The organism is Nocardioides sp. (assembly GCF_044226305.1).
Lineage (GTDB): Bacteria > Actinomycetota > Actinomycetes > Propionibacteriales > Nocardioidaceae > Nocardioides.
The window spans coordinates 227,804-245,140 of record NZ_JBGAHF010000002.1 but is presented as its reverse complement, the minus strand read 5'-3'; the positions used below and the strand labels follow the sequence as shown (position 1 = coordinate 245,140).

Annotated in this window: 18 protein-coding genes and 1 pseudogene; 9 read left to right on the top strand and 10 right to left on the bottom strand. The window is 67.0% G+C overall.

The genetic code is table 11. The features are described from left to right. Positions 1-69: 69 nt before the first annotated feature. Both ACILQ5_RS03265 and ACILQ5_RS03260 read left to right on the top strand, forming a co-directional pair. Positions 70-293, top strand: a pseudogene (locus ACILQ5_RS03265) (hypothetical protein); the annotation flags it as partial. Next, on the top strand, positions 273-587 hold the full coding sequence (locus tag ACILQ5_RS03260; protein WP_395656692.1) for a hypothetical protein: 315 nt from the start codon (positions 273-275) through the stop codon (positions 585-587). The pseudogene ACILQ5_RS03265 and the gene ACILQ5_RS03260, both read left to right, overlap by 21 nt. 199 nt (positions 588-786) lie before the next feature. On the opposite strand, the gene ACILQ5_RS03255 is transcribed toward ACILQ5_RS03260, so the two are convergent. The 3 genes from ACILQ5_RS03255 to ACILQ5_RS03245 all read right to left on the bottom strand — a co-directional run bounded on the left by ACILQ5_RS03255 (position 787) and on the right by ACILQ5_RS03245 (position 3,648). Next, entirely contained in the window at positions 787-1,752 is a 966-nt protein-coding gene (locus ACILQ5_RS03255) for an electron transfer flavoprotein subunit alpha/FixB family protein (RefSeq protein WP_395656538.1), read from the bottom strand. A 170-nt stretch (positions 1,753-1,922) separates the two neighbouring features. Then, a complete protein-coding gene (locus tag ACILQ5_RS03250) occupies positions 1,923-2,720 on the bottom strand; it encodes an electron transfer flavoprotein subunit beta/FixA family protein (protein WP_395656537.1) in 798 nt (265 codons plus the stop codon). A gap of 31 nt (positions 2,721-2,751) precedes the next feature. After that, positions 2,752-3,648 carry a tetrahydrofolate dehydrogenase/cyclohydrolase catalytic domain-containing protein gene (locus tag ACILQ5_RS03245; protein WP_395656536.1) on the bottom strand — a complete coding sequence of 299 codons (897 nt, stop codon included), beginning with the start codon at positions 3,646-3,648 and terminating at the stop codon, positions 2,752-2,754. Between the two features lie 222 nt (positions 3,649-3,870). On the opposite strand from ACILQ5_RS03245, the gene ACILQ5_RS03240 reads away from it, so the two are divergent. Continuing rightward, positions 3,871-6,318, top strand: a complete 2,448-nt coding sequence (locus ACILQ5_RS03240) for an FAD-dependent oxidoreductase (protein ID WP_395656535.1) — start codon at positions 3,871-3,873, stop codon at positions 6,316-6,318. Continuing rightward, positions 6,315-7,169 carry a formyltetrahydrofolate deformylase gene (gene purU / locus ACILQ5_RS03235; protein ID WP_395656534.1) on the top strand — a complete coding sequence of 285 codons (855 nt, stop codon included), beginning with the start codon at positions 6,315-6,317 and terminating at the stop codon, positions 7,167-7,169. Before ACILQ5_RS03240 ends, purU begins: the two co-directional genes overlap by 4 nt. A 154-nt stretch (positions 7,170-7,323) precedes the next feature. Here the strand turns inward: purU and ACILQ5_RS03230 are convergent, their stop codons facing one another. From ACILQ5_RS03230 to istA, 3 genes are all read right to left on the bottom strand, one after another. Further along, positions 7,324-8,841 carry a PucR family transcriptional regulator gene (locus ACILQ5_RS03230; RefSeq protein ID WP_395656533.1) on the bottom strand — a complete coding sequence of 506 codons (1,518 nt, stop codon included), beginning with the start codon at positions 8,839-8,841 and terminating at the stop codon, positions 7,324-7,326. 661 nt (positions 8,842-9,502) lie between these two features. Beyond that, a complete protein-coding gene (gene istB, locus ACILQ5_RS03225; protein ID WP_395656532.1) occupies positions 9,503-10,321 on the bottom strand; it encodes an IS21-like element helper ATPase IstB in 819 nt (272 codons plus the stop codon). Further along, the gene (gene istA, locus ACILQ5_RS03220; RefSeq protein WP_395656531.1) at positions 10,321-11,553 is read right to left on the bottom strand and encodes an IS21 family transposase; all 1,233 of its coding nucleotides are present in this window, start codon (positions 11,551-11,553) and stop codon (positions 10,321-10,323) included. The genes istB and istA overlap by 1 nt, the downstream gene beginning before the upstream one ends. A 673-nt stretch (positions 11,554-12,226) precedes the next feature. On the opposite strand from istA, the gene ACILQ5_RS03215 reads away from it, so the two are divergent. Next, positions 12,227-13,210, top strand: coding sequence for a LacI family DNA-binding transcriptional regulator (locus tag ACILQ5_RS03215; RefSeq protein ID WP_395656685.1), 984 nt, complete (start codon positions 12,227-12,229; stop codon positions 13,208-13,210). A 19-nt stretch (positions 13,211-13,229) separates the two neighbouring features. Here ACILQ5_RS03215 and ACILQ5_RS03210 read toward each other — a convergent pair whose 3' ends face one another. From ACILQ5_RS03210 to ACILQ5_RS03200, 3 genes are read right to left on the bottom strand one after another with little or no spacing between them, the layout of a single operon-like run. Next, positions 13,230-13,520: a hypothetical protein gene (locus ACILQ5_RS03210; protein ID WP_395656530.1), complete on the bottom strand. Its 291-nt coding sequence runs from the start codon at positions 13,518-13,520 to the stop codon at positions 13,230-13,232. Continuing rightward, on the bottom strand, positions 13,517-14,734 hold the full coding sequence (locus ACILQ5_RS03205; RefSeq protein WP_395656529.1) for a tyrosine-type recombinase/integrase: 1,218 nt from the start codon (positions 14,732-14,734) through the stop codon (positions 13,517-13,519). Before ACILQ5_RS03205 ends, ACILQ5_RS03210 begins: the two co-directional genes overlap by 4 nt. Beyond that, the gene (locus ACILQ5_RS03200; protein WP_395656528.1) at positions 14,734-14,985 is read right to left on the bottom strand and encodes a helix-turn-helix transcriptional regulator; all 252 of its coding nucleotides are present in this window, start codon (positions 14,983-14,985) and stop codon (positions 14,734-14,736) included. Before ACILQ5_RS03200 ends, ACILQ5_RS03205 begins: the two co-directional genes overlap by 1 nt. A gap of 65 nt (positions 14,986-15,050) precedes the next feature. On the opposite strand from ACILQ5_RS03200, the gene ACILQ5_RS03195 reads away from it, so the two are divergent. Next, positions 15,051-15,287, top strand: a complete 237-nt coding sequence (locus ACILQ5_RS03195; RefSeq protein ID WP_395656527.1) for a hypothetical protein — start codon at positions 15,051-15,053, stop codon at positions 15,285-15,287. Here the strand turns inward: ACILQ5_RS03195 and ACILQ5_RS03190 are convergent. Continuing rightward, positions 15,267-15,683, bottom strand: a complete 417-nt coding sequence (locus tag ACILQ5_RS03190) for a helix-turn-helix domain-containing protein (RefSeq protein WP_395656526.1) — start codon at positions 15,681-15,683, stop codon at positions 15,267-15,269. The genes ACILQ5_RS03195 and ACILQ5_RS03190 overlap by 21 nt on opposite strands. Positions 15,684-15,873: 190 nt before the next feature. Here ACILQ5_RS03190 and ACILQ5_RS03185 point away from each other — a divergent pair, with 190 nt between their 5' ends. From ACILQ5_RS03185 to ACILQ5_RS03175, 3 genes are read left to right on the top strand one after another with little or no spacing between them, the layout of a single operon-like run. Continuing rightward, entirely contained in the window at positions 15,874-16,269 is a 396-nt protein-coding gene (locus ACILQ5_RS03185) for a hypothetical protein (protein ID WP_395656525.1), read from the top strand. Then, positions 16,256-16,660: a hypothetical protein gene (locus ACILQ5_RS03180; protein ID WP_395656524.1), complete on the top strand. Its 405-nt coding sequence runs from the start codon at positions 16,256-16,258 to the stop codon at positions 16,658-16,660. Before ACILQ5_RS03185 ends, ACILQ5_RS03180 begins: the two co-directional genes overlap by 14 nt. After that, positions 16,660-17,103: a DUF6221 family protein gene (locus ACILQ5_RS03175; protein ID WP_395656523.1), complete on the top strand. Its 444-nt coding sequence runs from the start codon at positions 16,660-16,662 to the stop codon at positions 17,101-17,103. Before ACILQ5_RS03180 ends, ACILQ5_RS03175 begins: the two co-directional genes overlap by 1 nt. Positions 17,104-17,337 lie beyond the last annotated feature (234 nt).

Here is a 17,337-nt window from a genome sequence, read left to right as displayed (position 1 = left end):
AGACACCGACGTCGGCAGCGTTTCAGGCGGACCGAGCAAGCGGCCAGGGGAACAGGCCAGCGCGCACCCATGGCCGGGAGTTGCCGTGACCGAAGACGACCAGACGGCACCTCTCGTGTGAAGCGCGGCATGGCGGAGATGCTCAAGGGAGGGGTGATCATGGACGTGGTCACGCCCGACCAGGCGAAGATCGCCGAGGACGCCGGCGCGGTCGCGGTGATGGCGCTCGAGTGCGTCCCCGCCGACATCCGCGCCTGGGCGGGGTGTCCCGGATGAGCGACCCCGACGTGGTCGCCAAGGTCTCCCGCGGGCTCGGCGAGGCGATGGTCGGCATCAACGTCGAGGATGCCGCACCGCCTGGCCGAGCGCGATTGGTAGGCATGGACGAGTGGATCCTCCTGGGCGACGTCTTTGACGCTGCGATGGAGCGGAGGGGGTGGGACGCGCGTGCATTGGCGGCGAGTCTCGGATTGGCCTTGCCAACTGTTGAGGTGCTTCGTGACTTGCGTGTTTCGCGATCGGCCGCTCGAGAGCTGTGCGCAGCTCTGGGCATCGATGTCGCAGAGGTGGCACGTCGTAACGAATGAGCGCCGAAGTAGGCGCAAAGTTCATCTGCGAAGGCAGCGCGATGATCTTGTGTCGACGCTGCCGACTTCGACGATGTTGCGCGCCTTCCGCGATGAGTCCGGCGGTGTGGACGACAGCGGTGCTTTCCATGAATCGTTCGGGGCGCGGTACTGAGTCTGGGTGACGCTCCAGATCCCTAGGATGACGACGAAGTCTCTGTCAGCCCTTGCGCTTGGTGACCTCCTCGGTCAGCGCCGGGAGCACCGTGTGCAGGTCGCCCACCACGCCGAAGTCGACGAGCTCGAAGATCGCGGCCTCCTCGTCCTTGTTGACGGCCACGATCGTCTTCGAGGTCTGCATGCCGGCGCGGTGCTGGATCGCACCGGAGATGCCGGTCGCCACGTAGAGCTGCGGCGACACGGTCTTGCCGGTCTGGCCGATCTGGAAGGTGTGCGGGATCCAGCCGGAGTCGACCGCGGCACGCGAGGCGCCCACGGCCCCTCCGATCGCGTCGGCGAGGTTCTCCACCGGCTCGAAGTTGCCGCCGGTGCCACGGCCGCCGGAGACCACGATCGCGGCCTCGGTGAGCTCGGGGCGACCGGTCGCCTGCCGCGGCTGCGAGGCCACGATCTGGGCGGTCTTCGCGGCGTCGGAGATGGTCGCGGAGAACTCCTCGACCGTGCCGGCGCCCTCGGACTCCTCCGGAGCCGCGGAGTTCGGCTTCACCGTGATGATCGGCGTGCCGTGGGTGACCTTCGCGGTGACCGTGTAGTTGCCCGCGAACACGCTCTGCGTGGTCACCGGGCCCTCCTGCACGTCCACGGCGTCGGTGATCAGGCCCGACTCCAGCTTGATGGACAGCCGGCCGGCGACCTCCTTGCCCTCCGCGGTGGACGGGATCAGGATCGCGGCGACGCCACCGTTCGACTGGGCCTTCTCGGCGAGCTGCTGCAGCGCCTCGGCCTTCGGGGCCACCAGGTAGCCCTTGATCTGGCTGTCGTCGACGACGTAGACCTTCTCAGCGCCGTACTTCTTCACCTTCTCGGCGACGTCGGAGGCCTGGTCGGCCGGTCCGATGAAGACCGCCGACGGCTCACCGAGGCGCTTGGCGATCGTGAGGAGCTCGTACGTCGGCTTGCGGACCGCACCTTCGACGTGGTCGATCAGAACGAGAACTTCAGACATCGGTACTCCTTCGCGCGCAGGCGTCTTGTGTGCCAGCACGGTGCTGGTGGACCGGACACCGTCGCTGGGTGACTGAAGTTGACATCTCGCCCGACGGAGAGGAGCGAGTGCAATTCGCAGCGACGGTGCCCGGCCGCCTTTGCGCCGGCTAGTCGGCGGGGTGGGTTGGCCTAGATGAACTTCTTCGAGGCGAGGAACTCGGCCAGCGCCGAAGCGCCCGAGCCGTCCTCGTCCTTGACGATCTCGCCGGCGGTGCGCGGCGGGCGGGCGGTGGTCTCCTCGACGGCGGTCCACGCCGCGTCCAGGCCGACCTGGCCCGCGTCGACACCGAGGTCGCCGAGCGACCAGGTCTCCAGCGGCTTCTTCTTGGCGGCCATGATGCCCTTGAACGACGGGTAGCGGGCCTCGCCCGACTGGTCGGTGACCGACAGGACCAGCGGCAGCGTGCCGCCGATGACCTCGGTCGCGGTGTCGCCGTCGCGCTTGACGCGCACCTGGTCGCCCTGGGTCTCGACCACCGACGCCAGCGTGACCTGGGGCAGGTTCAGGCGCTCGGCCAGCATCGCCGGGACCACGCTCATCGCGCCGTCCGTGGAGGACATGCCGCACATGACGAGGTCGACCTTGCTGTCCGCGCCGGCCTTCTCGACGGCCTTGGCGAGGACCAGCGAGGTGGCGGCGGCGTCCGAGCCGGCGATCGCGTCGTCGAGCACGTGGACGCCCTCGTCGGCGCCCATCTGCAGTGCCTTGCGCACCGCGTCGACGGCCTTCTCCGGGCCCACGCACAGCGCGGTCACCTTGGTGTCATCGCCGGCCTTCTCCTTCAGCTGGAGGGCCTGCTCGACGGCGTACTCGTCGAGCTCCGACAGCAGCCCGTCGACGCCGACGCGGTCCACGGTGTTGTCCGACTCGAACTGCCGGTCGGCAGTGGCGTCGGGTACGTACTTCACACAGACGACAATGTTCATGCTGCTTCGCTCCGAGTCAAGGTCACACCTCTCACGAGGCTGCTAGCGCGTCGTCGGCGATCTGGAGTCCAGCCGCGCGCTCGGCTAGCTCGACGACGTTCTTCAGGAGCATCGCGCGAGTCATCGGTCCTACTCCGCCGGTGGCTCTGGTCCACTTGCCCGCAACGGTTCCCACATCAGGATGAACGTCCCCCAAGATCCCTTCGACGGTACGCGTGATGCCCACCGACATCACGGTGGCACCCGGCTTGATCCAGTAGGGCTGGACCAGGTGAGCGACCCCAGCGGCCGCGATGACGACATCCGCCACGCGAGTGTGGGCGGCCACGTCCACTGTTGCCTCGTTGACCATCGTCACGGTGGCGTGCTCACTTGGCCGAGTCAGCATCAAACCAAGCGGTCTCCCGACCGTGGTGCCACATCCGATTACGCAGAACTGGGACCCTGTGATGGGCACGTCGTTGCTTCGGAGCAGCTCGAGAATGCCTCGTGGCGTGCATGGCAACGTGCCGGGTTGATTCAGCACGAGTCGGCCGAGGTTGACTGGGTGGAGGCCGTCAGCATCCTTGTCGGGGTCGACTGCGTTCAGCACGGCGTGCATGTCGATGTGCGCAGGCAGCGGCAACTGCACGATGAAGCCGGAGCAACGCGGGTCCTCGTTCAGCCGCTGAACGGCGTCCAGGACGCGATCCTGAGACACGTTGGCCGAGAGGTCGATCCGGATCGAGTCAATCCCGACCTCAGCGCAGTCACGGTGCTTACCCGCGACATACGAGTGCGACCCTGCGTCCTCTCCGACGAGGATCGTGCCGAGTCCAGGCCTGCGGCCGAGTCGTTCGAGCACGGCGATGCGCTCGCGCAACGACTCCTTGACGTCGCGAGCAGCGAGTGTTCCGTTGATGACGTCTGCCGTGCGGTCCGGCTCCACGTATTGCCCTCCTGATCATGTCGGGGACAACCCACTACTGCCCCGTATGTCTCGCAATGCCGATGGTTGAACCGCACAAGCGGTACAGGAAGACCGTCCCTGACTCGGGACACGAGAACCATTGATCGATCGCACAGTCCGACGCGCCACGTTCGATGTGGCGACGCATGGCAAGCGTCCGAGCGCCGAGAGATTGTGGCTGTCTGATTGAAAGGTGGCCTCATGGCGAAACAGCTCCCCACGCGAGCCCAGGTCGTGATCGTCGGTGGCGGAATCATCGGCGCGAGTACGGCGTATCACCTCGCACGGCGAGGGTGGACTGATGTCGTGCTGCTCGAGCGCAACACACTGACCTCGGGAACTACGTGGCATGCTGCCGGCCTCGTCACGCAGGCTCGTGGAACGTGGGGAACGCGAGAGATCGTTCAGCGGAGCATGGAGGTGTTCCAGGACCTGGAGAAGGACACCGGGTTCTCCACGGGCTTCGTCCGCACCGGGACCATGAACCTAGCAACCTCGCCGGATCGCCTCGTCGAGCTCCAACACCTCGCGACTGCCGTAAGCGGCAACGGCATCGAGGCCGAGCTGATTGACGTCGAACGGACCCTGGAACTCCACCCGCTGCTGAACCCTGAGGGTCTATACGGGAGCCTCTACTTCCCGAAGGATGGCCGCGGTAGTGCGACTGACACCACCATCTCGCTCGCTCGCGGTGCTACGCAGCGTGGCGCCCGCGTCGTGGAGGGTGTGACAGTCACCGGAATCACTTCATCGGGTCACCGGGTGACCGGCGTCCGTACGACAGCCGGCGACATCGAGGCCGAGTACGTCGTGAACGCGACCGGCATGTGGGGTAGGGAGTTCGGTGCCTTGGCCGGCGTCAACGTTCCGCTTCAGGCTCTGGCGCATTACTACATCGTGACTGAAGCGATCGAGGGCCTCCCGCGCAATCTCCCGACCGTGAAGAGCGGCGACGAGTACTCGTATGTCAAGGACGAGGCGGGCGCTCTCATGGTGGGATTCTTCGAGCCGGGTAGCTACGCGTGGGCGGGCGATGGAATTCCCGACTCCAAGGGCTACCTGCAGCTGTCTGAGGACTGGGACCACCTCGGTCCGTTCTACGAACGGATGATCGAGCGTGTCCCGATCCTGGCCGATGCCGGCATTCGGCTGCACTTCTGCGGTCCGGAAAGCTTCACGCCTGACGGTCAGTACCACCTCGGAGAGGCGCCGGGGCTGACCAACTACTTCGTCGCTGCTGGCTTCAACTCGGTCGGCTTCCTCTCCGGGCCTGGCGCGGGCTCGGTCCTGGCCGACTGGATTGTCGACGGACGGAGCCCCGTCGATCTTCCTGAGACTGACTTGGGACGCGTGCAGCGTCACGAGACCAATCGACGATTCCTCGCCGAGCGGGTCGTAGAGACGCTAGATCTGTCGTATGAGGTGCACTGGCCCTTCCAGCAGCGCACGAGTGCGCGGCGACTGCGACTCAGCCCGCTGTATGAGCAGACGAAGGTCGCCGGAGCAGTGTTCGGCGAGCTCGCTGGATGGGAGCGCGCGAACTGGTACGCCCCAGAGGGCGTAGAGCGTGAGTACGAATACTCGTTCGGACGGCCCAATTGGTTCGAGCATTCGGCGGCTGAGCACAAGGCGATCCGAGAAGCCGTCGGCATGATCGACACGTCGTCGTTCGGCAAGCTCCTGGTCCAGGGTCGCGACGCCGTTCGTGTCCTGAACCGACTCTCGGTCAATGACGTTGACACCGCCGTTGGTCGAATCACGTATACCCAGTGGCTCGACGTCAATGGCGGAATCGTGGCCGACGTAACAGTCACCCGGCTGGCAGAGGACGAGTTCCTTGTGCTTTCTGGTCCCGCGACCGTGAACAGGGATCTCGCACACCTTCGCCGTCAGATCGGCCTTGACGACTTCTGCACCGTCGCCGACGTCAGTGGCACGATGGCAATGCTGGCCGTCATGGGGCCCAACTCCCGTGACCTGCTGGCTTCGCTGACCGACTCAGACCTGTCCAACGAGGCCTTCCCCTTTGGGACCTCGCAGGAGATCGATCTCGGTCTCACCTTCGTACGTGCCACCCGCGTGACCTACGTCGGTGAACTGGGCTGGGAGCTGCTAATCCCCGCTGAGAGTGCAGCGCACGTCTGGGAGACGATCGTCGCCGCAGGCGAGCCTCACGAACTGCGGCCCGTCGGCTATCACGCCATGAATTCCCTGCGGCTCGAGAAGGGGTACCGCAGTTGGGGCCACGACATCTCGGCCGGAGACAACCCGCTCGAGGCCGGACTTGGCTTCGCCGTCAGGTGGGATAAGCCCGGAGGATTCGTGGGACAGGAAGCTCTGGAGAAGCGTCGTGCGGAAGGCGTCTCTCGCCGCCTAGTCCAGCTGGTCCTGACGGATCCGGAGCCGCTTCTCTTCCACGACGAGCCGGTGTTTCGCGACGGCCTGCAGGTGGGTCGCGTCGTCTCCGCGCAGTTCGGGCACACGCTCGGCGGAGCCGTGGCACTCGCGTGGGTCGAAGCGCCTGAGGTTGTTCCACGCGGTTGGTTCAACGAAGGCCAGTACGAGGTCGAGGTGGCAGGGAACCTTGTCGTGGCACGCGCGTCCCTGAGCCCAATGTACGATCCCAAGTCCGAAAGGCCGAAGCAGTGAATGACGACCTGGTTCTGACGCTCTCATGTGTCGACCGGCCCGGCATCGTGGCCACCGTGGCAGGGTTCCTCGCCGACCGTGGATTCACGATCCGGGACAGCCAGCAGTTCGGTGACGATGACACTGAGTTGTTCTTTCTCCGAATCCACGCCGCACGCGAGGGGTCCATCTCCTTTGAGACGGTTCGCCAGGAGTTCGCCGCCGTCGTCGCCGACCCTCTCGAGGCTGAGTGGGCGATCCAGGATCCGAGCCACCGCCAGCGAGCGCTGGTCATGGTCTCGAGGCAGGGGCACTGTCTCAACGACCTGCTCCATCGGTCGCGCATTGGTTCGCTACCCGCCGAGATTGTCGCGGTCGTGTCTAATCACGAGGACTTTCGCGAGTTGGTGGAGTGGCACGGGATCGAGTTTCACCATGTGCCGGTGACGGCTGAGACCAAGGTGCAGGCCGAGGACGAGCTCCGCAAGCTCATCTCCACTCACGACATCGATCTCGTCGTCCTCGCCCGCTACATGCAGATCTTGTCCGACGACCTGTGTCGTGATCTGGCGGGACGAGCGATCAACATCCATCACAGTCTGTTGCCCAGCTTCAAGGGAGCTCGGCCGTATTACCAGGCCCACGCGCGCGGCGTGAAGGTGATCGGCGCGACCGCGCACTACGTGACCGCCGAACTCGATGAGGGGCCCATCATCGAGCAGGACTTCACGCGAGTCGATCACTCCAGCTCCGCTGCCGACCTGACGGCTACCGGCCGCGATCTGGAGGCACTTGCCTTGGCTCGCGCCGTGACCGCGCACGCCGAGTACAGGGTGCTGCTGAACGGCTCTCGGACGGTCGTCTTCCGATGACCGTCGGTGGTGTCGCCGCCACGACCGTTAGGCAGCGATCAGCTTCAGCCCTCCGTGCTCGTCGAGCGCCCAAAGGCAATCCGGCAGCCGGGAGGCACATCGCTGGGTGAGACCGCGGACCTCACTGCCGCGGCGTTCGTTACCGTGTACGTACCTAGCCCGGATTCAACAGGCGCCAGGTCCTCAGGGCTAGATATAACTCGGCCTGCACCCCGAAGTCGCGAAGGTCTGCTCCGGTCAGCTCCTCGACCTTCTTGAGGCGATAGACGAGGGTCTGCTTGTGGATTCCGAGACGGCGAGCGCCAGCCTGCCATGATCGGTTGACCTCGAAGTACACCTGGAGCGACTCCATCAGATGGGCGTTGTTGGCTCGGTCGTAGTCGAGCACTGGTCCCAGGAGCCGACGAACGGCGAGTTCTCCTTCGGCGACTGTGTTTGGCATGAAGTACGACCCATGAGCACCGTAGACGGCGGTCGCGAGTCCGGCCTGGCGTGCGCTTTCGAGCGCCCAACGCGCCTCGCGGAATGCGTCCGCAAAGCGGGCCATCGCAGAGAATGGCTGGCTGGCCCCCATCGTCACGCCTAGGTCGTCGAGGTCGAGTCCGCTGTCGATTCGCGAATGCTCAAGCACGATCAGGTGCGTGTCTTCTACGAATGTGTGCAGGTGCGGCCAAGGCACGAACGCCAGTGCATCGACCAGCTTCGAGGAAGCTCCGCTTCCGGCGAACCCTTGTGGTGTCACCTCGGCCCAGGCGGTCACGATCCAAGGACCGTCGCCGAGCCCGAGCAGCCGAAGCTGAGTTCGGGCGGCGTCTGGCTCGATGCTGCCGTCGAGCATGCGACGGGCAAGATCTGCGCCGCGAGTACGCGCTCTCGAGGCCCGAGCCGCTCGTCGCTCGACCTCGAGCTCGGCGATCATAGCTGCGTGCTGAGCGAGCACCAGGTCGGGCGCGTCGTCGGGTGTCCGAGCGCGCAGGATGAGGGCGGCCGAATCCCGTGTTCCGACTGGAACGAGAAGGGCGGAGAAGTCGCCGTCTGCCAGACGATTGAATGCGGACAGCTGGCCGCCTTGCTCGGCCGCGCGTTCCAGGGCGCGTCGCCGGAGGGAAGCCGGGAGCTCGCCATGGCCGGGCAGGAGGTCACGTCCATGTGTTAGGTCGAAGACGTGTAGGTCAAGGCGAAGCTCAGCGCCGAGGAGGTCGAGCAACTGGTCGTCGGGTCCTGGCCGCTGGTTGCGTCGCAAGATGTCGTACAGCCGGAGCACTCGTGCCGCGCGCGAGTTGCCTTGGCCACTCGACGACGCCTCGGCGACGACCCGAGAGATCGTGACGAACGGAACACTGCGGGCAGTCTGCAAGATAGGGAAGCCGAGCTCGTCGGCCGCCGCTTTCGCCTCAGCAGTCAGCGGGGGAGCGACGAAGCCCTCGCCGAGAGCCAGTCCAGCAATATTTGCCGACGAGAGCTCGCGTATGAATTCGACCTGGGCAGCTGGCTCCGGAGGGAAGCTGTAGCCGTCCGTCATCAGCAGGTCGCCGCTGCCGAGCCAGTTCCATGGATCTTCGACCTCGCAGGTGTGTGCCCACGCAATCTCCCGACTCAGACCCGAGTCTCCCGCAACCAAACGTGTGCGAACGAGGGGATCCGCGACAAGAGATCCAACAGTGAAACTCACCCGTGCATGATCCCACGTCGGACATCGGCCGGCGGTCCTCGTTCCGGGCTTGGTTGTGGTCGGACTCTCGTCCGGTGTGGGTCATCCTTCTGGGCATTGTTGCGACCGTCATCACCATTTCCCGGACACCTCTGGAGCACGTTGGACTGCCGTCGTGCTCCTCGTTGTTCTCGCCGGCTACGCTATTGGAATCCTGCTCGGCGGCCACCCACACAACGTTGCCTTCGACTCGGCGAGACGTTTGAGAGCGCCCGTTGTTCTTCATGGTGATGTCGGCCGCGTTGGCATGCCAGTTCTCGTCGGCGTTCTTCGTCTCCGACTATTTCTGATACATGCCCCGAGCATCAGCCACCGCGCGATCATTCTCTACACGGCCGCCGGCGCCGGCCTGGGTGTCCTTTCGACACAGGGTCGGCGCCGTCGGCGCCTCCGGTCTGGGGCGCCCAGCGGAGACGACGCCTGTGGCCAGCGATTCAGGACGCACTGGGGCTGCTCGGCCCGCGTCGCACGCCGAAGACGGGCGAGTCCGGGCAGGCTTGTCACTGACCCACGCACAGAGGTGGCAAGCGCGCGGGCGGTTTGAGTACACAATCTCAGGCTGTGGACGGCGCTCGAAGACTGGTCGAATGCGGCAGTTGAAAAGTGAGCGGTTGTCGGGAGTCTAGGACTCGCCTTGGTCGGCGGTGGTGCGGATGCTGGGCAGGCTGTCGATGCCCCGCCCGCGGAGTCGGTAGCTGGCGCCTTTGAGGGTCAGGACGTCGGCGTGGTGGACGATTCGGTCGATCATCGCCGCGGCGACTGCTTGGTCGCCGAACACGCCGCCCCAGCTGCTGAATGGCAGGTTGCTGGTGAGGATCAGCGAGGCGTGCTCGTAGCGGGAGGACACGAGCTGGAAGAACAGGTTCGCCGCGTCTTGCTCAAAGGGCAGGTAGCCGACCTCGTCGACGACGATCAGCCCGTAGCGGCGCAGTCGTGTGAGCTCGTTGGGGAGCCGGCCGGCGCGGTGGGCCTCAGTGAGCCGGGTGACCCACTCGGTCGCGGTCGCGAACAGCACGCGGTGTCCTGTCCGTGCGGCGGCTACGCCCAGGGCGGTGGCCAGGTGGGTCTTCCCGGTGCCCGGTGGGCCGAGGAGGACGACGTTGCGGGCCTCGGCCAAGAACCCACCTGATGCGAGTGCGGCGACCTGCTGACGGACGGCCGGTTGGGCGTCGAAGTCGAAGTCCTCGAGCGTCTTCACGCCGGGGAAGCCAGCGGCACGGATCCGTAACTGGGCACCGGAAGCGTTGCGGGCGGACACCTCGCGTTCCAGGACCGCTGCGAGGTAGTCCTCATGGGTCCAGCCGGCGTCGCGGGCTTGGTCGGCCAACCGGGCGGCGGCCTCGGTGATCCGCGGTGCCTTCAACGCAGTCGCCAGATAGGTGATCTGCTTGACCGCCTCGGTCGGCTTGCCAGTTCCGGTCGCGGTGCTCTTCGTCGCCATCAGCCGATCTCCTGCTCGCCAACGGGATCGGCCAGTCGGTCTTCAAGCCCGAAGGCTCGGTCGTAGTCGGCCAGGTCCCGCACCAGCTCGTCATCGCCAGCAGCGACAGCACGAGGGTGTTGGAACTGGTGTTGGAACTGGTGACGCAACCGCGCTGCTGCCTCGACGTGCGCCGGATCGGTGACGGTGGTGCCTCTGGCCCACACGCGAGCGTGTTCGGCCACGACCCGGCCTTCGACGCGGACCCTGACGCGGTCGAGGTCGGCTGCCACGTCGACCATCCGGCCGATCACGTGCGGGTCCACGGAGTAGTCGTTGGTGTCCAGGCGCACGTAGTAGTCGCGGCCGAGCCGGATCTTGTTGCGCCAGCCCAGGTGCAGCGGGATCGGTGGCAGCGGCAGCATCGCCGCCCTGTCGGCATCGAGCCGGCTGATCGGCGTGGCCTTGATCGTCCGAACCACCCGCGCGTTCGCGCGGGTCAGCCAGTCAGCGAACTGGACGTTGAAGTCGGCAGGCGACTCGAAGTCGCGCCCGGGCATGAAGGAGGTCTCGAACCAGCCGTTGCGTCGCTCCACCACGCCCTTGGACTCCGGATCGTTCGGTGGCAGCAGCACCAACTTGGTCGCCAGGGTCCCCATGAACGCCGCGACTCCCTCGGCGCGCCGCTGACCCCGCCCGATGCCGGGCTCGTTGTCCCAGATCAGCCGCCGCGGGACCCGCCCCAGCTGCTGGATCAGCTCCCACGACCCGAGCAGCAGGTCCTCGGTCTTCCTGGTCGGGATCATCCGGGCGACCATGAAGCGCGAGTGCGCGGCGGTGATCACCAGTACCGGCAACAACTTCGTGGTGCCGTCCTCGAGCGGGATCTTGCGCGGCGGGAACCATAGGTCGCACTGCGCCGCATCACCAGGTGCCCACACGATCCGGTCGGCCGGGTCGACCGGCCGGTGCTCGGGCCGCAGCCGCTTCACGTTCTCGCTGAACCAGCGGATCGACCCGGTCCACCCCACCCGCTCGGCCAGCACCGTCGCCGGCATGTCCGGGACCTCTGCCAGCAGCGCCCGTACGTGGGGCTCGAACTCGGTGAACGACGTCGGCCCCGGCGACCGCACATACCTCGGCGGGGCATCTGAGTTCACCGCCTTGATGACTGTGGTCCGCGAGATCCCCAGCCCCTCCTGATCAGCGCCCAGTCCTCCAAAGTGATCACACTCCAATCGTTGAGTGCTCACTTTTCACCGCCGAAACTGTTCAGTTTTCGAGCGCCGCCGACATCAGCCGAGCTCATGGGGCGTTCGACGAGGGTTCCGTCGCGGGTCGGGCGGACAAGTCACCAAGTCACGCCGTCGGGCCACGACAATTGGAACTCGGCTGAAAACGGAGGTGGTCCGTACCGGTCGATGCCGGCACGGAGGCGTCAGTTCTGCTGCGTTGCGACGCTCAGGCTTGAAGCCCTCCTGCTGTGCGGGCGTCAGGTTAGACGATTGGATGTTGTCCACGAGGCACAACCGAAGGGTTGCTGAGATACGGACCTTGGCTGCCGGTATGACGCTGATCTCTTACCCACCGGTCACGACGACGATCACTCGAACGGGCCCCTAGCGTTCCTCGAGTTGCTGCGGCCTCCACGACCCGGGGGCGTCGTCAGCAAGGCGAGCCGGTCCGCTCCCTCCTCCCTCATGCGGTCGGCAAGCGGGTTCCTGGCCCGCCGGATCGGTGTTCAGAGATGGCGGGTCAGGATTCGCACGCGAGACTCTCGCGACCAGAAACAGACAGCTGCTGTAGCGGCCCCGATGTGTATCTCAAGGTGTACGACGACCGACCTCGGCGCCATTCGCGCACGGGTCTGAGGAAGGACCGACAGTGGATGCGAGACCCGTCCGGGTCGGCGGTCGTCGGGTGAGCATGCAGCATGTGGCCGCCGAGGCCGGCGTGTCCGTGTCGACGGTCTCCAAGGTGATCAACGGCCGGTACGGCGTCTCGCCGGAGACGTTCGAGAACGTCACCGCGGTCATCAACCGGCTGGGGTACGAGCCGAGCCTGGTCGCGCAAAGCTTGCGCAACACGCGTAAGCGGGTGATCGGGGTGCTGGTGGCCGACTTCGAGCCGTTCAGCACCGAGGTGCTCAAGGGTGCGGCGGACGCGATCCGCGGCACCGGCTTCGAGCTGGTGGCCTACTCCGCCGGTGGTCGGGTCGACGAGCACGTCGGGTGGGAGCGCCGCTACCTCTCCCGGGTGATGGGCACGCTCGTCGACGGCGCCGTGCTGGTGACCCCGACGGTCACCGACGTGCAGTACGACGGGCCGGTGGTCGCCGTCGACCCGCACACCGGTCGCTCCAGCCTGCCGACGGTCGCGTCGGACAACCTGCAGGGTGCGCGGCTCGCGGTCGAGCACCTGGTCGGGCTGGGCCACCGCCGGATCGGCATGGTGACCGGCCGTCCCGACCTGATCTCGGCGGAGCTGCGCGAGCAGGGCTACCGGGAGGCGCTCGCGGCCGCGGGGATCGGCGTCGACGAGTCGCTGCTGCGGCTCGGCGCGTTCGACCCCGACGTCGCGCGGGAGGCCGCCCGCGAGCTGCTCACGCTGCCGGAGCCGCCGACCGCGGTCTTCGCGGCGAACGACAGCACCGCGCTGGCGACGCTCGAGGTCGCGGCCGAGCTCGGCATCGACGTACCGGGCCGGCTGTCGGTGGTCGGGTTCGACAACATCCCGGAGTCCGCGCTCGCCGTACCCCCGCTCACGACCGTGCAGCAGCCGATGCGGCAGATGGGCCACGACGCGATCGCGATGCTGGTCGCGCTGATCGCCGGCGACGGGCTCGAGGACACGCACGTCACGCTGGAGACCACGCTGGTGCCGCGCGGCACCAGAGGGTACGTGTCCTGACTGACCCGTTAGCGCCAGCTCAACCCCAACTCGACTCGCCCTCGAGCAGTTGTGCCATAACGACGTACAGGCTCGCGATCTCGTGTTCGATATCGCGGCGGGTTTTTGCGGCCTCCGCGAGTTCCCGGTACGCCGAGGCAGCCCTTCGGCTGTCGGCGGCGGGGATCAGTTCAGCCTCGAGCAACGTCACCTGATCGGTCAGGGCACGCCTCCAACCCAGGTCGCCAACGGCGGTGGCGCACGCAACAAACCTGCGAAGGGCATCAGGGCCGAGCGCATAAAGGTATGAATGTTCGCGAGAGCTGCTCATCGGTCTTCCTCGAACAGCAGCCGAGGGTCGAGGACCCTGACGCCCGATCGCTGCACGTAGTGGCGACGGGTCACTGCGTCGTCCTTGTGGCGCAGGAGGTCGCGTGCGGCCTCGAGATCGAGCTGCGCTTCGGCCTTGGTGGCCAGGGTCTTGCGGAAGGAGTGGGGGTGAGCCCACGCGAGATCGGTGTCGCGGACGAGATCCCGTAGTGCGCGACGGAAGTTGGCCTGGGTGACCGGCTTGCCGGTCCGGGTGGCGAACACGAAGCCGTCAATGGCCCGCGCGTGCGCCTTCCGCGAGGTGAGTACCGCTTCCGCTTCCGCGTGGAGCGCGATCACGTCGACGGTGCTGCTCTTGGTCGGGCCGATGCCGCCGACGGTTCCGCGCTGCTCGAGGAGGGTGTGGCGGGCGGTGATCGTGGGCGGGTCGCCCTGCAGGTCGACGTCCGGCCAGGAGAGGGCCAGCAATTCGCCGATTCGCAGCCCGGTGTAGCGGAGCAGGACCAGGCCGTGCCAGAGCACGTCGCTGGCGCCGTGCCCGGTGCGGTGCCAATGCTCCGCCATCTCGATGAGGCGAGCGCTTTCCTCGTCGGTCAGGGCTCGGACGGCCGGAGTGCTGCGCTCTGGCGTCTCCGTGCCGTCGAGGGGGTTGATGCCGTCCGTGCGGTGGCCGCGGTCGGCTGCGAAACGGAGCACGATCCGCATCACGTTGCGAGGCTGCGCGCCGTGCAAGGGGATCCGCTGTCCGTGCTCGTCGAGCCGGTAGTCGCCGGGGACCCAGGTGCCGTCGTCGGCGCGATGACCCTGGCCGCGTGCAAAGAGGCCGTCGAGCAACACGTCCTGGACCCGGGCACGGGTGATCTCGTTGATCGACTCGCGGCCGAGGACGGGGGAGAGGGTGCCGCGCCACGTGGCCTGGTACTGGGCAACCGTCGACGGCCGGCGACGGGAGCGCAGCATCTCCCCGAAGCAGCGAGCGGCGATGTCGTCGAGCGTCAGGTCTGCGAGTACGGGTTGCCGTAGCGCAGCGCGGGCCTCGGCGATGCGCGTCTCCGCGAGTGCCTCGCACTCGCGCTTGCTCGAGGCCTCGGCGGTCGTGCTGTGGTAGTCGCCTGCGTCGTCGCGCCAGCGGGCCCGGACTCGCCACAACCGGTCCTTGACCTGTCGAGCCTTCACCTCGCCCGTGCCGCCGACGGGGATCGGTGGGCGCCCCATCAGGCGGCCCCGCCTGTCTGCTCGAGCCAGAAGGCGTCGTAGGCCGAGCGCGGGTAGTAGACGCGACCGGCGACGCGGACGAAGGCTGGTCCGGTTCGACGTGAGCGCCAGTTCGCGAGCGTCTTCGTCGTGGTGCCCAACGCATCGGCGACCTGGTCCGGGGTCAGGAGGGACGCCACGTTCGGGAGTTGGTCCGCCGCGATGCGGCTGGAACTGTGGTTCGGCTGGTTCTCATCCATGCCCTCGAACATGCGGCGACGATTTGACACATCTATATCTAAGACTTAGATTTATCAAACGACAGCAAGGAGTAGGGATGATTTCGAAGGCGTCACGTGACGGTGCTCGGGCCGTCGCCTCCACGGTGGTCGACCGCGGAACCCGGCTGGACCACCATGCGGCCTACGTCAGGGCTGCCTATCGGCTGCGCTTCGAACTCGGTCCGACGGTCGCGCCGGAGACGCTGGAGCAGGTTCGTCGCGCCAACGAGGCCGACGCGGCCCGGCTGTTGGCGGAGGGGGTGAGCCCGCGGCTACTCGGACTCGATGAGTGACGACGGGATGTCCGGGAGGAAGACGCGCTTCCCTCGGGGGCCGTCCTCGGCCTCGAGAAGACCGGACTCGATCCAGGTGTAGATCGTCTGGGTCGACTTGCCCAAGCGCTTGGCTGCCTCCCGCACCGAGTAGGTGCCCGGGCGGTCCGGCGCGCGCGGTACTGCGTCGCGAGCCTTCGCCTGGTTGCTCGCAGCGGCCGCGTTCTTGTACTCGGCGAAGGCCGCGATCTCGGACCACGACCAGCCGACGTCGTGTGCGATGCGCAGCGTCCGGTGGAGCTCTTCTGTCAGCTCCTGGCGACGCCGGTCCAGGGCCTTTCGCTCCGCGATGAGGGCACGCAGGCGGTCGCGGACACGCTCGCGGTCCGCAGCGGCTTCAGCGTGGCCCTCGCACACCTACGGATCCTCTCACGCGAGGACCGACGAAGTCTGGAGGGAGCGGTCGAGTGAGTGACGACATGCGTGCGAGCGGGACCGGGATCCTCGTCGGCGTTCATGACGAGCGCGCATGTGCCGCGCGGCCCCGACGCTGCCGGATCCCTGGGCCGCTACGGCGCCAGCCCTTCCTCGATCCCGAGTGGTCGCAGTGAGCGGGGACGTCGGTCCTAGCCAGAACGTCCCCGACGAGCTGGCGGGGCTCGCGGCTCGAGTCCCTCCTGGCTGGCGCGGCTGGTGGTTCGGCTGCGGGCCGGGATGGGTCGCGCTGCTCGTCGAGCTCGGGCACGACCTCGACGAGATCGCGCCGCGCTGGTCGCTGACGCAGGCCAAGAGCAAGTTCGCTGAGCTCAGGTTCTACGCGACCGCGGGTTCGGACGACAAGGACGTACGGCAACGGTTCGACGAGCGCATTCGTCGAGCCGAAGTGGAGTCGTCGCGGACGTGCGAGGACTGCGGCCGGCCGGGGTCGTTGTGGGTGACGCCGTCCGGGTGGCGGGTCACCTCGTGCCAGGAATGCCGGGAGGCCGCCGATGAGGAGCACTGACGAGCAGCGCAAGCTGGCCGACCTCCTCGCGCCGTACTGGTCCGCGCCTCGAACGTTGCAGGAGCTCGGGATCACGGCGGGGGAGATGCGGCAGCGTCTTGCTGATGGGTCCGTGCTCGCGGTCGCGACCTACGGGGGAACGCTGTTCTTCCCGATCTGGCAGTTCGAACGGCATCCGGATGGAGGGGTCGAGGTCAAGCCCGGCTTGATCACCATCATGCAGACGCTCCGCACGGTCATCGAGGACGGATGGATGGTCGGCACCCTGCTCCGCACGCCAGCTCCCGAGCTCGACGACCTCACCCCCGAGCAGTGGGTCGACGCCGATCGGGAGCCGGCGACGCTCGACCGGTACGCCGCAGGGCTCGTCCGCAAGGGGAGTCGGCCGTGATGCCGGATCCGGTCCCCTTCCTCGCCGATCGCATCACCGAGGATCGAGTCGTGGCCGACGCCCTCCGCCAGCTTGCCGAGACGTTGCCGCCTGCTCTGTTTCCGCGCACGCGGGAGGACCCCGATGTCGTGTTCGTCGCTGGCGTCGACATCGGCGCGGGGCAACCGGACCGGTTCCTACGACTCGGCCACCCCGAGGCCGCGCAGTACATGTCCCACTTCCATCTGCTTCGCGCCGAGCGCGAGGAGGCCGCGAAGAAGAACCTCATGGCGATCCACGGCCGGTCGGTACGTGGGGCTTGTTCGCTCTGCGTCGCGATCGCCGACGACCGCCCCGTCCCTCTTCCGTACCCGTGTCCGACTCTCGTGCTGCTGACCTGGGCCTACGCCGACCACCCTGACTTCGACGAGGCCTGGGCGACGCCGGAGGAACGATGGCGGTGACGCTCCGCGTCGCCCTCCTTGCGCGGTCGCGCGGCCCGCTGTCGGCTCCGGCGTGCGGCGGGATCCGACGCCGCGAGGGGTAGAACGCGAGCTGCAGTCCCATATGAGGAGGCCTCGCTTCGCTCGGCGGGTCGTCACGCGTCGGCTCGCTCCGTTTCGTTTCGTTTCCGCATGTCGTGCTCTGCGTGAGCGGTTCGTCTCTGCTCGATGGCCGTTGCGCTGGCTCGTCGTTCT

Coding starts and splice junctions, on each gene's coding strand:
- ACILQ5_RS03260 (WP_395656692.1), top strand. CDS start 273: ATGAGCGACCCCGACGTGGTCGCCAAGGTCTCCCGCGGGCTCGGCGAG.
- ACILQ5_RS03255 (WP_395656538.1), bottom strand. CDS start 1,752: ATGTCTGAAGTTCTCGTTCTGATCGACCACGTCGAAGGTGCGGTCCGC.
- ACILQ5_RS03250 (WP_395656537.1), bottom strand. CDS start 2,720: ATGAACATTGTCGTCTGTGTGAAGTACGTACCCGACGCCACTGCCGAC.
- ACILQ5_RS03240 (WP_395656535.1), top strand. CDS start 3,871: ATGGCGAAACAGCTCCCCACGCGAGCCCAGGTCGTGATCGTCGGTGGC.
- istB (WP_395656532.1), bottom strand. CDS start 10,321: ATGGCGACGAAGAGCACCGCGACCGGAACTGGCAAGCCGACCGAGGCG.
- ACILQ5_RS03215 (WP_395656685.1), top strand. CDS start 12,227: ATGCAGCATGTGGCCGCCGAGGCCGGCGTGTCCGTGTCGACGGTCTCC.
- ACILQ5_RS03210 (WP_395656530.1), bottom strand. CDS start 13,520: ATGAGCAGCTCTCGCGAACATTCATACCTTTATGCGCTCGGCCCTGAT.
- ACILQ5_RS03205 (WP_395656529.1), bottom strand. CDS start 14,734: ATGGGGCGCCCACCGATCCCCGTCGGCGGCACGGGCGAGGTGAAGGCT.
- ACILQ5_RS03200 (WP_395656528.1), bottom strand. CDS start 14,985: ATGTTCGAGGGCATGGATGAGAACCAGCCGAACCACAGTTCCAGCCGC.
- ACILQ5_RS03195 (WP_395656527.1), top strand. CDS start 15,051: ATGATTTCGAAGGCGTCACGTGACGGTGCTCGGGCCGTCGCCTCCACG.
- ACILQ5_RS03180 (WP_395656524.1), top strand. CDS start 16,256: ATGAGGAGCACTGACGAGCAGCGCAAGCTGGCCGACCTCCTCGCGCCG.
- ACILQ5_RS03175 (WP_395656523.1), top strand. CDS start 16,660: ATGCCGGATCCGGTCCCCTTCCTCGCCGATCGCATCACCGAGGATCGA.